This window comes from Massilia orientalis (genome assembly GCF_030411975.2).
GTDB lineage: Bacteria > Pseudomonadota > Gammaproteobacteria > Burkholderiales > Burkholderiaceae_D > Telluria > Telluria orientalis.
Genome location: NZ_JASNRB020000009.1, coordinates 95182 through 109606, shown reverse-complemented (window position 1 = coordinate 109606; position 14425 = coordinate 95182). Strand labels below are relative to the sequence as shown.

General features: G+C 67.6%; 11 protein-coding genes. 3 read left to right on the top strand and 8 right to left on the bottom strand.

Annotation, left to right across the window (positions count from 1 at the left end; genetic code table 11):
* Positions 1-19: 19 nt before the first annotated feature.
* The 5 genes from QPK29_RS16015 to QPK29_RS15995 are packed head-to-tail and all read right to left on the bottom strand — an operon-like array spanning position 20 to position 5287.
* On the bottom strand, positions 20-634 hold the full coding sequence (locus QPK29_RS16015) for an NADPH-dependent FMN reductase (RefSeq protein ID WP_371768057.1): 615 nt from the start codon (positions 632-634) through the stop codon (positions 20-22).
* 21 nt (positions 635-655) lie between these two features.
* The gene (locus QPK29_RS16010; protein ID WP_371768056.1) at positions 656-2026 is read right to left on the bottom strand and encodes an efflux transporter outer membrane subunit; all 1371 of its coding nucleotides are present in this window, start codon (positions 2024-2026) and stop codon (positions 656-658) included.
* Entirely contained in the window at positions 2023-3102 is a 1080-nt protein-coding gene (locus tag QPK29_RS16005) for an HlyD family secretion protein (RefSeq protein ID WP_371768055.1), read from the bottom strand. The genes QPK29_RS16010 and QPK29_RS16005 overlap by 4 nt, the downstream gene beginning before the upstream one ends.
* Before the next feature lie 14 nt (positions 3103-3116).
* Positions 3117-4853, bottom strand: coding sequence for an MFS transporter (locus tag QPK29_RS16000; RefSeq protein ID WP_371768054.1), 1737 nt, complete (start codon positions 4851-4853; stop codon positions 3117-3119).
* On the bottom strand, positions 4850-5287 hold the full coding sequence (locus QPK29_RS15995; protein WP_371768053.1) for a MarR family winged helix-turn-helix transcriptional regulator: 438 nt from the start codon (positions 5285-5287) through the stop codon (positions 4850-4852). The genes QPK29_RS16000 and QPK29_RS15995 overlap by 4 nt, the downstream gene beginning before the upstream one ends.
* A 204-nt stretch (positions 5288-5491) precedes the next feature.
* Here QPK29_RS15995 and QPK29_RS15990 point away from each other — a divergent pair, with 204 nt between their 5' ends.
* A complete protein-coding gene (locus tag QPK29_RS15990; RefSeq protein ID WP_371768052.1) occupies positions 5492-6736 on the top strand; it encodes a dienelactone hydrolase family protein in 1245 nt (414 codons plus the stop codon).
* Positions 6737-6896: 160 nt separating this feature from the next.
* Positions 6897-8093 (top strand): esterase/lipase family protein, encoded by a 1197-nt coding sequence (locus QPK29_RS15985; RefSeq protein WP_160410003.1) that lies wholly within the window; start codon positions 6897-6899, stop codon positions 8091-8093.
* Here QPK29_RS15985 and QPK29_RS15980 read toward each other — a convergent pair whose 3' ends face one another.
* The 3 genes from QPK29_RS15980 to QPK29_RS15970 all read right to left on the bottom strand — a co-directional run bounded on the left by QPK29_RS15980 (position 8094) and on the right by QPK29_RS15970 (position 11909).
* Positions 8094-9998, bottom strand: coding sequence for a hybrid sensor histidine kinase/response regulator (locus QPK29_RS15980; protein WP_160410002.1), 1905 nt, complete (start codon positions 9996-9998; stop codon positions 8094-8096).
* 179 nt (positions 9999-10177) lie between these two features.
* Positions 10178-11056, bottom strand: coding sequence for a helix-turn-helix domain-containing protein (locus tag QPK29_RS15975; protein WP_371768051.1), 879 nt, complete (start codon positions 11054-11056; stop codon positions 10178-10180).
* A 4-nt stretch (positions 11057-11060) separates the two neighbouring features.
* Positions 11061-11909 carry an alpha/beta fold hydrolase gene (locus tag QPK29_RS15970; RefSeq protein WP_371768050.1) on the bottom strand — a complete coding sequence of 283 codons (849 nt, stop codon included), beginning with the start codon at positions 11907-11909 and terminating at the stop codon, positions 11061-11063.
* A 254-nt stretch (positions 11910-12163) separates the two neighbouring features.
* On the opposite strand from QPK29_RS15970, the gene QPK29_RS15965 reads away from it, so the two are divergent.
* The gene (locus tag QPK29_RS15965) at positions 12164-14407 is read left to right on the top strand and encodes an ATP-binding protein (protein ID WP_371768049.1); all 2244 of its coding nucleotides are present in this window, start codon (positions 12164-12166) and stop codon (positions 14405-14407) included.
* Positions 14408-14425 lie beyond the last annotated feature (18 nt).

Below are 14425 nucleotides of genomic sequence, written 5' to 3'. Positions count from 1 at the left end.
TAACGCCGCCGCCATGCCGTCACTGGCTGCCCATGCGCTGACCCGTATGCGGCGCGTCGGCCGACGTGATGGGCGCATCCGGCCGCAACGTCCTGAGCGCCCGGCTCCACGCCACCACCTGGTCCAGCATCGCATCCACGGATTGCTCGTGATGCTCGGCCGGATTGAAGGTCGTGTGATTCTCGAAGTCGGTGCGCAGCGACAGCATCACCTGCGCGCGCACGTCGGCCACCATCAGCTCGCCCATCACGAGGCGCAGGCTCTCGATGGCGCGCGAGCCGCCCGCGCTGCCGTAGCCGACGAACCCGGCGGCCTTGTTGTTCCATTCCTTGTACAGGAAATCGATGGCGTTCTTCAGCGCGCCGGACGTGCCGTGGTTGTACTCGGGCGTGACGAACACGTAGCCGTCGAAGCCGGCGATGGCGGCGGCCCAGGCCTGCGTATGCGGCTGCGAATACCGGCCCTGCGACGGCGGCACGGGCTCGTCCAGCAGCGGCAGGTTGAAATCCTGGATGTCGACCAGCTCGAACACGGCGTCGGCGCGCATGCCCGCGATGTCCAGCACCCAGCGCGCCACGTCCAGCGCCTTGCGGCCCGGCCGGGTGCTCCCGACGATGATCCCGATCTTGATCATGTTCCCTCCTCCATGGTGTCGTTATTGATGCCAGCCCCCGCCCAGCGCGCGGTACAGGTCGACGTGCGCCTGCAGCCAGGCGGCGCGCAGCTGCAGCGCGGCGTTCTCCGCGGCGAAGGCGTTGCGCTGGGCGTCCAGCTCTTCCAGGTACGACGAATAGCCGTTGCGGTAGCGGTTGTGGGCAATGCGCAGAACTTCGCTCGTAGCCACGCGGCGCGCCTCGACCTCGTCCAGCTGCTCGCGCAGGCGCTGCACGGCCGCCAGGGCATTCTCCGTGTCGGCGAACGCATTGCGCACCGCGGCTTCGTACGCGAACACGGCGCGGTCGCGCAGCGAGGCGCTGATCTCGGCCTGGGCGCGCAGCCGGCCCGCGTCGAACAGCGGCGCCAGCACGCTGCCGCCCACGCTCCACAGCCTCGTCGGGGATGACAGCAACGTCGGCAAATCGTTCGCGTACGCGCCCAGCGACGCCGTCAGGCGCAACGACGGCAGCATCTGGTCGCGCGCGGCCGCGAGGCTCGCGTCGGCCGCGGCGAGCGCGCGTTCGGCCGATGCGATGTCGGGCCGCCGGCGCAGCAGTTCGGACGGCAGCCCGGGCTGGATCGCGGGCGCATTCAGGCGAACCAGTGCGGTGCCCCGTCCGACCGGGCCGGGATTGGCGCCGGCGAGGATGTCGAGGGCATTTTCCTGCTGCGCGATCGCCCGCTCCAGCTGCGGCACGACGGCGGCCGTGGCGCGGTACTCGGCCTCGGCCTGCGACAATTCCAGGCGCGAGCTGTAGCCGACCTCGAACTGGCGGCGCGCCAGGTCCAGCGAGCGCTGGCGCGACGCCAGGGTGGCGCGCGCGAGTTCCAGCTGGGCGTCGAGGCCGCGCAGGTTCAGGTAGCCGGACGCCGTGGTCGCCGCGACCGACAGCGCCGTCGCCTCCGCTGCCGCCTGCTGCGCGGCGTAGTCCAACCGCGACGCTTCCGTCAGGCTGGCCGTGCGGCCGAACGGATCGAGTTCGTAGGCGGCCTGGAACGCGCCCTGCATCGACGTCGTATCGATCGGCATACCGAACGGCCCGATCACGCGCGCCCGCGTGGGCGTGAGGCCGACGGACAAGGTCGGCGCCTCGGCCGCGCGCGCCACCTGGACGCGCGCCCGGTATTCCTGCAGCCGCGCCTGCGCCGTGCGCACGTCGTTGTTGCGTTCCAGCGCCTGCGCGACGAGACGGTCCAGCGCGGGATCGGCGAACGCGCGCCACCAGTCCCGCTCGACGGGCGCACCCGGTCCGACCTGGCCCCGCCACGCGGGCGGCACGCTCAAGGTCGTCTGCGGCGGCGGCTGCACGGGGATGCGGCAGCCGGCCAGCAGCGCGGCGCAGGCGCCCAGCATCAGGCGGCGCTTCATCGGGCCTGTCCTTTCGCTTTCGTGTCGATGCTCGCCACCACCGACATCCCGGGCCGTAGCCGCGCCGCCAGTGCCTGATTCGGGTCGATGCTGATGCGGACCGGAATCCGCTGGGCGATCTTGACGAAGTTACCCGTCGCATTGTCCGGCACGATCACGGAAAACTCGGACCCGGTCGCCGGCGAAATCTGCTCGACGTGGCCGCGCAGCCTGGCGCGGTTGAGCGCGTCGACGGTGAACGTAACGGGCTGGCCCAGCCGGACATCGGCCATCTGCGTCTCCTTCATGTTGGCGACGACCCACATCGTCTGCGGCACGAGCGCCGTCAGCTGCGCGCCCGCGTTGACGAACGCGCCGAGGCGTACGCTCACCTGCCCCAACTGGCCGTCGCGCGGCGCCGTGATGCGGGTATTGGACAAATCGATCTCGGCCAGCCGCACGGCCGCCTCCGCATTCGCGACGGCCGCCTCCAGCGACGCACGGTTGACGTCGACGGTGCGCAGGTTCTGGCGCGAGATCTCGAGGGCCGCCCGCGCCTGCTCGGCCGCGGCGACGGTCTGCGCGCGGGTAGCGCGGGCGGCGTCGCGTTCGCGCGCGGACAGCGAACCGTCGGCCGCCAGTTCTTCCACACGTCTCAGGTCGGCATTCGCGCGCTGCGCCTGGGCGGCCGCGTTGGCGACCGCGGCCTGGTTCTGCTGGATGGTGGCGCTGGCCGTGCCGCGGCTTTGCGCGAAGTTCGCGAGTGCCGCGCGTGTCGTCGCCAGCTGGGCCTTGGCCTGGTCCAGTCTCTGCTGGTAGATGCGGTCGTCGATGCGCATCAGCAGCTGGCCCTGGTGGACCACCTGGTAATCCTGCACGTCCACTTCGACGATGTAACCGGACAGTTGCGGACTGATGATCGTCACCTGGCCCCGCACGAGCGCGTTCTCCGTCGTCTGCAGCGCGCTGTGGAACGGCGGCAGGTTCCAGGCATACAGCACGATCAGGACGCCGATCAGGGCGATGAACGCGAACAGCAGGCCGCTCACGATGACGCGGCGGTTCGATGTTTGTTGGGTTGTGGTCGTTTCCGGCATGGTCGGGGCTCGGTTCAGGTTGGGACGGCCGGCGTCGGCTGGGGCGGACGCGGCGCCGTGCGGCGGTCGCCGGACGGGACGGCGATCGGCGAATCGGTCGGGTCGGGCGGTGCCGGCACCGGCACCGGCGCCGGCGGTGGCGGCGCTACGTACTTCAGCCACAGCGAGCGGCCGAAGATCCACGCGGCCAGCAGGGTGGCGATGATGGAAATCAACAGGAACACGTCGTTGTAGGCGAGGATGTTCGCTTCCCGCGCGGCCGTCTGCGTCAGCACGGAGATGCCCTGGCGCGTGCGCGCGGCGGGATCCGCCAGCTGGCGCGCGTACGCCGCCCCGTACTGCTGGATGCGCGCGGCGACGAGCGGATCGAGCGAACTCAGTTGCTCGGCCAGCACGGACGAGTGGTATTTTTCGCGCATCAGCTGGAACGTGCCCAGCAGCGACGAGCCGATCAGTCCGCCCAGGTTCTGCGTCAGGCCGAACAGCACGGAAAAGCTGATCAGGTTCGCGGGGTTGGCGATCACGGACCCGAGCAGCGTAAGCAGCAATGGCCCGAGGAACATCACGCCGCCGAACGCCAGAAGGCCTTGGCTCACGTACATCTGGGCGGGCCGCGTGGCGTTGGTCGCGTTCGAATCGATCCATGCGCCCAGCGCCATGATCAACAGCGCCACCACCTGGGGCGCCATCAGGTGCGGCGGCCGGGTGACCAGCACGGAGACGACGATGCCGAGGATCGTCGCGAGCAGGATGACGATGAACAGCGTCTGCATCTCGTCGTTGTTCAGGCCCACGAGGCGCAGGAAGCCGACCGCGCCCACGCTCTGCTCGGACAGCACGACGCGCACGAGCATCAGCGCGATGGAGAGGCGCAGGATCATCCCGTTGGTCAGCCAGCGGATGTTCAGCAGGGGATTGTCGCGGTTGTGCTCGACGCAGATCGCGGCCAGCAGCAGCACGATGGACACGGCCAGCGCGATCCCCACCCACGCGTTCTCCGTCCACCACAGCACGCGGCCGAACGTGAGCGCCGCGCACAGCAACGCCATGCCCGGCGCGAACAGGGAAAACGTGAGGAAGTCGGCGGGCCGGAACGCCCTGAAGCGGTCGCCCGGCGGCAGTTTCAGCCACAGCACGGCGGCCAGCGTGACGAGCGTGAGCCCGAGCTCGAACAGATACAGGCCGCGCCATTCCGCGATCTGCAGCAGGCTCCTGGAAAAGATGTAGGCGATCGGCTGGGCCAGCTGCGCGATGCCGGTCGAGATCACGATGCCCCGCGGCCGCCATTCCTTTTTAAAAGCCTGCAGGCTATAGTACAGGCCCAGCGTCGACAGGGCCGCGCCCGCCATGCCGTGGGCCGCGCGCACGGCGATCGCGGAGCCCAGGTCGTTGACGAACAGGTGCGCGAACGTGATCAGGGCATACAACACGAGGAAGAATTCGGTGAACGCGCGCAGGCCGAATTGCTGGCGGAATTTCACCAGCAACAGATTCATCGACACATTGGTCATCACGTAGGCCGTCGGCAGCCAGTTGACTTCGGCCGCGAAGACGCCCAGCGTGCCCTGCAGGTTCACGAGGTTGACGGTGACGAGTGCGTTACCGAGGCCGCCCGTGATGGTCACGAGCGTGCCGATCAGGAAGTAGGCGATGCGGCGCGGCATCGAGTGCTTCGGAAACGATGGTCCGCCCGGCAGCGTGGGGCGCTCGTCGGGATGCCACTGGCGCGGCGCGTAATCGGCGTCGCTCATGGGTTCTCCAGCAGCCGCTGCAGGTCTTCCAGCACGGCCGCCGCCGCGGCCATGGCGGTGGCGTCCAGCCGCGCGACGGTCAGGCGCCGCAGCGCGGCCGCTTCCGCGTGGACATGGCCCGCCACCGCCTCGCCCTGCGGCGTGAGCGCAATGCGCTTGACGCGGCGGTCGCCCGGCGCCGAACCGCGCCGCACGAGGCCGCCCGCGACGAGGCGGTCGAGGGTCGTCACGAGCGTGGCGCCGTCCACGCCGAGCCGGCGCGCCAGTTCCCGCTGCGACGGCGGTTCGGGGCTGTCGGCCACGGCCGTCAGTGCGTTCCAGCCGGCCATCGTCAGGCCGTTCGCCTTCAGGTGGCGTTCGAGCGCGAGGCGCCAGGCGCGCGCGCTGCCTTGTAACGCTTGCAGAAAACGGTCGTCGGGGTCGTCGGTATTCATGTCAGTTAAACATGGGCATCCCAATCGTTGGCCATCCAGATTATCTGCCTGTTATGGCAAATGTGGCCACACGTGAAGATTTAGTTCGAGATTTGGTTAATTGGGCATTGCTCTGAGAAATCACCGTGCTTAGAATCAATTCATTCCGCGAGGCAAGCAGTTCTCGGGGAAAAGTGCAAACCCGGTGTCGTTGCAGAGTCTTCCATGCTTAAAGTCCGCCCTTCCGTTCGCAAACTGACCTCCGCCTTCATTGCCGCCCTGGCCCTGCTGCCGGGTCTCGCCATCGAACAAGAGCTTCAGCTCGACTATCGGATCAACGAGCACATCGTCCTGATCCCGGCCGGCCAGGACCATCAGGCCCGCCTGGAGACGACCGTGTTCCAGCCGAACGGCCCGGGGCCCTTCCCGCTCATCATCATCAACCACGGCAAGGATCCGGGTCACCCGAACCTGCAGCCGCGCGACCGCTTCTACCACATGGCCCACGCGTTCGTGGCACGCGGCTATGCCGTGATGGTGCCGATGCGCCAGGGCTTCGCCAACTCGACGGGCTATTACCACGACCATGGCTGCGACATGACGGCCAACGGCTATACCCAGGCCGAGGACATCAAGGACACCCTCGAATACGCGCGTGCGCAGAAATGGGTCGACGCGGACCATATCGTCGTCGCCGGCCAGTCGTACGGCGGCCTCGCGACGATGGCGCTCGGCACCGAGGACCTGCCGGGCGTGCGCGGCCTGATCAACTTCGCGGGCGGCCTGCGCGACGACAGCAACGGCTGCGGCTGGCGCTCGGCCCTCGTGTCGGCCTTCGCCGAGTACGGGTCGCAGAACAAGCTGCCGAGCCTGTGGATGTACGGCCAGAATGATTCGCTGTTCTCGCCGGAACTCGTGGCGCGCATGCACGACGCGTTCGAACAGGCCGGCGGCCGCGCCCAGCTCGTCGAGTACGCCCCGTTCAAGCGAGATTCGCATGGAATGCTGGCCAGCCGCGACGGCCAAAAGGTATGGCTGGCCGACACGATGAACTTCCTGCAGCAGATCGGCATGCCGACCAAGGTCGTCTACAAGGTGCCGGAACCGCCGCAGCCGCAGGCGACGAACTTCGCCGGCATCGAGGACGTCGAGGCCGTGCCGTTCCTGTCCGAGAACGGCAAGCGCGCCTACCGCGAATATCTGACCAAGATGACGCCGCGCGCGTTCGCCGTGTCGCCCAGCGGCGCCTGGTGCTGGGCCGAGGAAGGCGAGGATCCGGAAGCCCGCGCCCTGGCCACCTGCTCGGCCAAGAGCGACAAGCCATGCCGCCTGTATTCGGTGGACGAGCACGTCGTCTGGAACCCGGACCTGGCCGAGAAGGCGGCCGTCACGGCATCCAATACGCCGGCCCCGTCCACGCCGGGCGATGGCGCGGTGGGCAATGCGGCGGGCATGACGGCGGCGAACTGACCTCGCGTTGCACAATGTGCGGCAGTATAGTGCGCACAAGCCACACCGACGCCATTTTGTTGCATTGCAGCAGCCGTTTCGTCGTCCCGGTCGAGGCAGCGCAAACTCCGTGCCGCATATCAAACCGACAATGGGCTCGCCACGTCCAATGGAGAGTCACATGTTGCGACTGACGAAGTCCTGCGCCTGCGCGCTGCTGGCGCTTGCCGCCTTGCTGGGCACCCCCGCGCGCGCCACCAACAACGATCCCGTCGTGCTCGTGCACGGCGTCCTCGGCTTCGGGCCGGAATCGCATCCGCTCGGCAGCTTCCTGTACTGGGGCGGCTACGGCAACATCGCCGCGCACCTGACCGTCTACCACGGCCCGCATACCGTCTTCACCGCGCAGGTGGGCGCGATCGCGTCGAACTGGGACCGCGCCGCCGAGCTTTACGCCCAGGTCAAGGGCGGCTGCGTCGACTACGGCGCCCACCACGTGGCGCGCTATGGCTATCCCGGCCAGGCACAGAAGCCGGCCGGCAAATGCTGGGCCGCGGATCCGGCCAACAATCCGGACAACTACCCGCTCGCGTTCTACCCGCAATGGGATGCCGCGCACCCGGTCCACATGATCGGCCACAGCCAGGGCGGCACGACGATCCGCGCCCTGATCCAGTTGCTGGAACACGGCTCGCCCGACGGCGACGAGGGCGGCGGCGAGCTGTACAAAGGCGGCAAGGTGGGCTGGATCAGGAGCGTCGTGACGATCTCCGCGCCGCACGACGGCACCACCCTGCGCGATGCCGTGCTGGACGTGCTGCCGAACCTGCGCAGCCCCTTGCGCGACATCCTCGACAACGAACTGGCCCACTGGGAACTGGCGCCGGACGGCGCGCGCGAATTCAACCGCTGGGCGCTGACGTCACCATCGGCCTATTATTTTTCGGTGGGGACGCTGGCGACGGAAGCCGGCGCCTGGTGCTGCAACGGCACGGACCGCGTGCTCGCGCCCGTGCAGAACGTCCAGTTCCAGTATCCGCGCGCGGACATGATCCCGTACTTCAAGCTGTTCGCCGGCGAATGGATCGTCGGCTCGCTGGCCCAGCCGGGCATGGGCTCGTACACACAGAACGCGCCGGGCCGCGTGCGCATCGACAGCGCATGGTTTCCGAACGATGGCGTGGTCAACACGGTGAGCATGCGCGCGCCGAGCGGCCATCCGGTGCGCGACTACGACGGCAAGGCCGTCAAGGGGACGTGGAATTTCCTCGGCAATTACCGCGGCTACGACCATTTCGATATCTTGAACTGGCCGAACAACGGGCCGTCGGCCGACCCGATCTACGAGCGGATCAGCGACATCATCTTCGGGTTGTAATCACATCGCAGACCGCAAGGTCCGCGCCAGGTCCGACAGCCGATACGGCTTGTTGACGAACGCGAACTCGTTGAGATCGACGCCATGCCGCTGCTTGAGGGCCGGCAGCGGATAGCCGGACGCGAGCATGATCTTGGTAGTCGGAAAATGCTCGCGCGTATAGGTGGCCAGCTCGATGCCGTTCATGCCATTGGGCATCACGACGTCGGTGAACAGGATGTCGATGTCGCGCTGTTCCATCAAGTCGATCGCTTCCTGCCCGCTGGCCGCCGTGACGACCTCGTAGCCCATGCTCGTGAACAGCGACGCGGCCACGTCCATCAGGTCCGGCTCGTCCTCGACGATGAGGACGCGCTCCGTGTGCTCGGCCTGTGCCTCCTCGGCGGGATTGACGACGGCCGGCAGGTAGATCGCGATCGTCGTGCCTTCGCCCGGCTTGCTGTCGATGGCAACCTCGCCGCCCGACTGCTTGATGAAGCCGTAGACCTGCGACAGGCCCAGGCCCGTGCCCTTGCCCACTTCCTTCGTCGTGAAGAAGGGTTCGAAGGCGCGCGCCACGACGTCCGGCGGCATGCCGGTGCCCGTGTCGCTGACGGTCACACGCACGTAGTCGCCCGGCGCGAGGCCGGCCGGATGCTGGCCGTCCGCCACGACATTGCCCGTCGCGATGACGAGGCGGCCGCCCTCCGGCATCGCGTCGCGCGCGTTGACGACGAGATTCAGCAGCGCCGACTCGAAGCGGGCGCTGTCGATCAGGGCATTGTGGGCCTTGCGGTCGAGGTCGATCACGAAATCGATGGACGGATTGCCGGCGCGGCGCAGCACGGTCTCGAAGCCGCGGATGACGGCATTGAGGTTGCGCGTTTCCGCCTGCAGCGGCTGCTGGCGCGCGAACGCGAGCAATTGCTGGGTCAGGCGCGCGCCGCGGTCGATCGCGCGCCGCATCGATTCCAGCGTGCGCGCATCGCCCTCGCCCCGCTGCAGGTTCAGCACCTCCAGGCCGCTGGACAGCACCGACAACAGGTTGTTGAAATCGTGCGCGACGCCGCCCGTGAGCTGGCCGATGGATTCCATCTTCTGCGCCTGGTACAACGCGATGCTGGCCTTTTCCAGCGCCTCGTCGGCCTTCTTCTTTTCCGTCAGGTCGCGCGTGATCTTGGCGAAGCCGAGCGGTTCGCCGTCGTCGCCGCGGATGGCGTCGAGCACGGCATGGGCCCAGAACCGCGAACCGTCCTTGCGCACGCGCCAGCCCTCGGACTCGTAGCGGCCCGCCGCCGCGGCCGTGTCCAGCGCGCGCTTCGGGATGCCCGCGGCCTGGTCTTCCGGCGTATAGAAGCGCGAGAAATGGCTGCCGACGATCTCTTCCTGGCTATAGCCCTTGATGCGCTCGGCGCCCGGGTTCCAGTTGGTGACGGTGCCTTCCGGCGACAGCATGAACAGCGCATAGTCGGTGACGCCGTTCACGAGCAGGCGGAAGCGCTGCTCGCTTTCGCGCAGCGCATCCTCGGCGCGCTTGCGCTCGGTGACGTCGCGCGTCACCTTCGCGAAGCCGAGCAGGACGCCCTCCTCGTTGTAGATCGGATCGATCACCACGTGCGCCCAGAACCGCGAGCCGTCCTTGCGCACGCGCCAGCCCTCGGCCTCGTACTTGCCCTCCGCGAGCGCGATCGACAGCGCCCGTGCCGGCTTCCCCGCTTCGCGGTCCTCCGGTGTGTAGAAGCGCGAGAAGTGCTCGCCCAGGATCTCCTGCGCAACATAGCCCTTGAACCGGTTCGCGCCGGCATTCCAGCTGCTGACGTAACCGTTCGGATCGAGCATGTAGATGGCATAGTCGCTGATCCCGGAGATCAGGTACTGGTAGCGCCGCTCGTCGGGCCAGGATTGCGTAGGTGACAGGTCGTTCATTTACTGCGGCTGAATGCGCTCGAATAGGGTCAAAACCGGGTCATCATACACCGGAGAAAAAAGCCTTGCGCGCGTTGCGATTAACGAATTTCACATTGTCAGTTTCAGGATTTTACTGGACCAAAAACCTGCATAGACGATGCATCTTCACCAAAAATCACCGGAATTGATGAGTGTTATTACACCGCAAAATTTTCGCGGAACCATGCCGCCGTCGGACCGTCGGCCGGGAAAAACGATTCCAGCCGCAACTCGTGCACGGTAACGTCGTGCGGCGTGCCGAGCGTCGTGATCGTTGTAAACAGGTTCAGTTCCACACCCTGGTGAGCGATCGTCAGCGGCAGGAACGGCAGCGCGCGCCGGTCGAGGTTCGGCACGTGGCCGTCGGACAGTGCCGCCATCCCGGGCAACGCGGACAGTTCGGCCAGCAGCGCCGTCGTCTCGCTGCCCGGCCCGTCCGCCATCGCTTCGCGCTGGATCCACGACAGGCTGTCCGCGCACACGGCCTCCCAGTTGACGAGGCGCGGCCGCAGCCCGTTCGGGTCGAGCATCAGGCGCAGCACGTTGATGGAGCCGTCGCGCGGGATGGCCGCATCGGAAGGCAGGCCCAGCAGCCACTTCATGAAGCCGGCGGCGGGCTCGTTGAACATCACGAGGTTCCACAGCCGGTCCACGACGAGGGCGGGAAACGGCGCCTGCTGGCGCAGCATGAAGTCGAGCGCCTGCATCACGGACGACAGTTCCGGGTCGGACAGGTTGCGCTCCTGGTAGGCGGGCGCGAAGCCGGCGGCGAGCAGCATCGCGTTTCTCTGGCGCAACGGCACGTCGAGCACGATGCCGAGTTTCAGGACCAGGTCCCGGCTCGGCTGCGCCCGTCCGCTCTCCAGGAAGCTCAGGTGCCGCTGCGAGACGCCGCCATCCACTGCCAGGCGCAACTGGCTGTAGCCGCGCCGCGTGCGCCAGTAGCGCAGCGCCGAACCGAAGTCGCTGAAGTAGCCGTCGCTGCGCGCGTCCGCGTGCCCATCCTGCATCGCGATCCCCTGTTGATGTAAAGGCATCAATTTAGACCTCCGCACGGATGAACTCAAGCAACTCGCCATTGACCTGCTCCACGTGCGTGAGGAACATGCCGTGCGCGGCGTCTTCATGGACGACGAGCCGGCAGTCCGGTACGAGGGCGCTCGTCCTGCGCGCGGTCAGCTCCAGCGGCGCGGAGACGTCGCGAGCGCCGGCGATCAGGAGGACCGGCACGTCGACGGCTTCCAGCTCCGCCACCATGTCCGAGTCCTCCACGCAGAGGTGGCAATCGTGCAGCGCCTGCAGCGAGCATTGCAGGGCCATCTGCGCGAGCCAGTCGCGCATGCGCGGGCCGGCGCCGGGCACGAACGGCTCGACGTTCTCCTCGATCCAGCGCGGGAAGTCGTGCAGCAGCTGCGTGCTGCGGAACTGTTGCAGCAGCGCGGGATCGACCCCATGCGGATTCGATGCGGACAGCGTGATGCCCGGCGTCATCGGCCCGAGCAGCGCGACCTGCGTCACCCGCGCGCTGCCGTGGCGCGTGAGGTAGCGGACGATCTCGTTGCAGCCCATCGAATGCCCGACCAGCACGACGTCGCGCAGGTCGAGGGCTTCGATGACGGCCGCGATGTCGTCGGCCAGCGTGTCGAGGTCGTACCCGCCGCCCGGGTCGGACGAGCGGCCGTGGCCGCGCCGGTCGAAGGCGATGCAGCGCAGGCCCTGCCGGCACAACGCCATCATCTGGTAGCCCCAGGAATCGGAGCACATCGACCAGCCGGCCACGAACAGCACGGGCCGGCCGCGGCCCCAGTCGCGGTAGTACAGGTTGACGTCGCCGGCGATGATGGTGTTCGGCGCGGCGGTGTAGGCGCGGGTGTGTCGCTGCAGGGGCATGATGGTCTCCTTCGGTGGTTGACGTTGGAGCCAGTGTGCCGGGCGGCGTGCGGCGCGGCGATTACCTCCCAGGTAATGACGGCTGTCGTCGAATTTCCCATTTCTACAGCGACAAGCCCATCAATACACCGCGCAATTCGCCGGATTCGCGCGGATCGACGAGATTGCATGGTAGGAATGCCGAATCGGCGTTCAGCTTTTCATTGTAAAATGCTGCACTTGCAACCCGACGTTTCCCACGCCGTTTACCACCCATGACCCAGGCCGCCACCGTACCCGTCCTCGACCTGTCGACCTGCGACAAGGAACCGATCCGCACGCCCGGCAGCATCCAGCCGCACGGTTTCCTGCTGACGCTCGCGCCCGACCTGGCCGTGCTGCAGGCCAGTGGCAACGTGGGCGACTGGACCGGCGTCGCGCCGAGGGACGCCGTCGGGCAGCCGCTGGCGGCCGTGATCGGCGCCGCGGCGGCGCAGCGTATCGCGCCCGAGCTGGCGGCCGACCTGGGTCCGCGCCCGTACTACGCCGGCACGATCACGACGGCCAACGGCCACCACTTCGACGTGCTGGCCCACGAATGGGATGGCGTGATCATCGCCGAATTCGAAGCCGTCGACCGCGCGGAAGCGGCGGATTTCCGCCACTTGTACCCGCTGATCGGCGACTTCCTGCTGAAGGTGAACGACGCGACCGGCATCGAAGCGCTGGCGAGCCTGGCGTGCCAGCACATCCGCTCCGTGACGGGTTTCGGGCGTGTGCTCGTCTACCAGTTCGACGCGGACGGCCACGGCCACGTGACGGCGGAAGCGCGCGACGAGCGCTATCACTCGTACATGGGGCAGCACTTCCCCGCGTCCGACATCCCGGCGCAGGCGCGCGAGCTGTACAAGCTGTCGCGCATCCGCCTGATCCAGGACGCGACCTACATGCCCGCCCCGCTCGTGCCGGCGCTGAACCCCGTCACGGGCCGGCCGAACGATTTGTCGTTCGCGGCGCTGCGCAGCGTCTCGCCTGTGCACCTGCAGTACATGCGCAACATGAACACGCTCGCGTCGATGTCCGTGTCGCTGATGGTCAAAGGCAAGCTGTGGGGCCTGGTCTCGTGCCACAACGAGGGACCGATCCCGGTCGCCTTCGAAAAGCGCACGGCGTGCGAGCAGCTGGGCCAGATCCTCGCGCTGTGCATCGAATCGCGCGAGGACGCGGCCGACCTGCAGTTCCGCCTCGAAGTGCGGCGCACGATGGTGTCGATGCTCGCCGGCCTCACGCAGGGCAGCGACTTCGTCGAGAACCTGGTCAATGTGTTCCCGGACCTGCTGCGCTTCGCGCGCGCGTCGGGCGCGGCGATCATGGTCGACGGCCGCGTCCTCACGTACGGCGACACGCCGGAGGAAGACGACATCCGCGCCCTCGTCGACTGGCTCACGCTGCACGACCACGGCGACGTGTTCCACACCGATAAACTGTCCGCGCAGTATCCGCCGGCGGAACGCCTCACGCGCAACGCCAGCGGCCTGCTCGCGATGCCGATCTCGCGCATCCACAAGCACTACCTGCTGTGGTTCCGTCCCGAGTGGGTGCACACGATCGAGTGGGCGGGCAATCCGCACGCGAAGGCGGCCGCAACGGGCGCGCCGACGCAGCTGTCGCCGCGCACGAGCTTCGACGCGTGGCGCGAGACGATCCACGGCACGAGCCAGCCGTGGCACCAGGGCGAGATCGAGATGGCGCTGGAATTCCGCACCGCCCTCCTCGGCATCGCGCTCGAACGCGCGGAGCAGATGGCCGAACTGGCCGAGGAACTGGGCCGCGCGAACAAGGAACTGGAAGCGTTCTCGTACTCCGTGTCGCACGACCTGCGCGCGCCGCTGCGCCACATCGTCGGCTTTGCCGACCTGCTGCTCGAATCGGCCGGCAGCGAGGACGCCCAGCAGCGCCAGCGCTTCCTCAAGAACATCAAGGAAGCCGCGCGCCTGGCCGGCAAGCTCGTCGACGACCTGCTGTCGTTCTCGCAGATGGGCCGCGCCTCGCTGCGCCCGACGACGGTCGACATGAACGACCTCGTCGCGTCCTGCCTCGACAAGCTGGCGCTGGAAACGCGCGGCCGCAACATCGAGTGGAACATCGGCACGCTGCCGGAAGCCTGGGCCGACCCGACTTTCCTGCACCTGGCCTTGTTCAACCTGCTGGCCAATGCCGTCAAGTTCACGGGCCAGCGCGATCCGGCCGTGATCCGCGTGTCCGCCGAAGACCATCCGCACGAGACGGTCTTCCACGTGGCGGACAACGGCGCCGGCTTCAACATGGAGTACGTGCACAAACTGTTCGGCGTGTTCCAGCGCCTGCACCGGATGGAGGACTTCCAGGGGACGGGCATCGGCCTGGCGAACGTGCGCCGCATCGTCGAGCGCCACAACGGCCGCGTCTGGGCCGACTCCGTGCAGGGCGAAGGCGCGACGTTCTCGTTCGCGCTGCCCAAGCAAGACTCATCTCACTGAAAGCTTACGAAGACATCC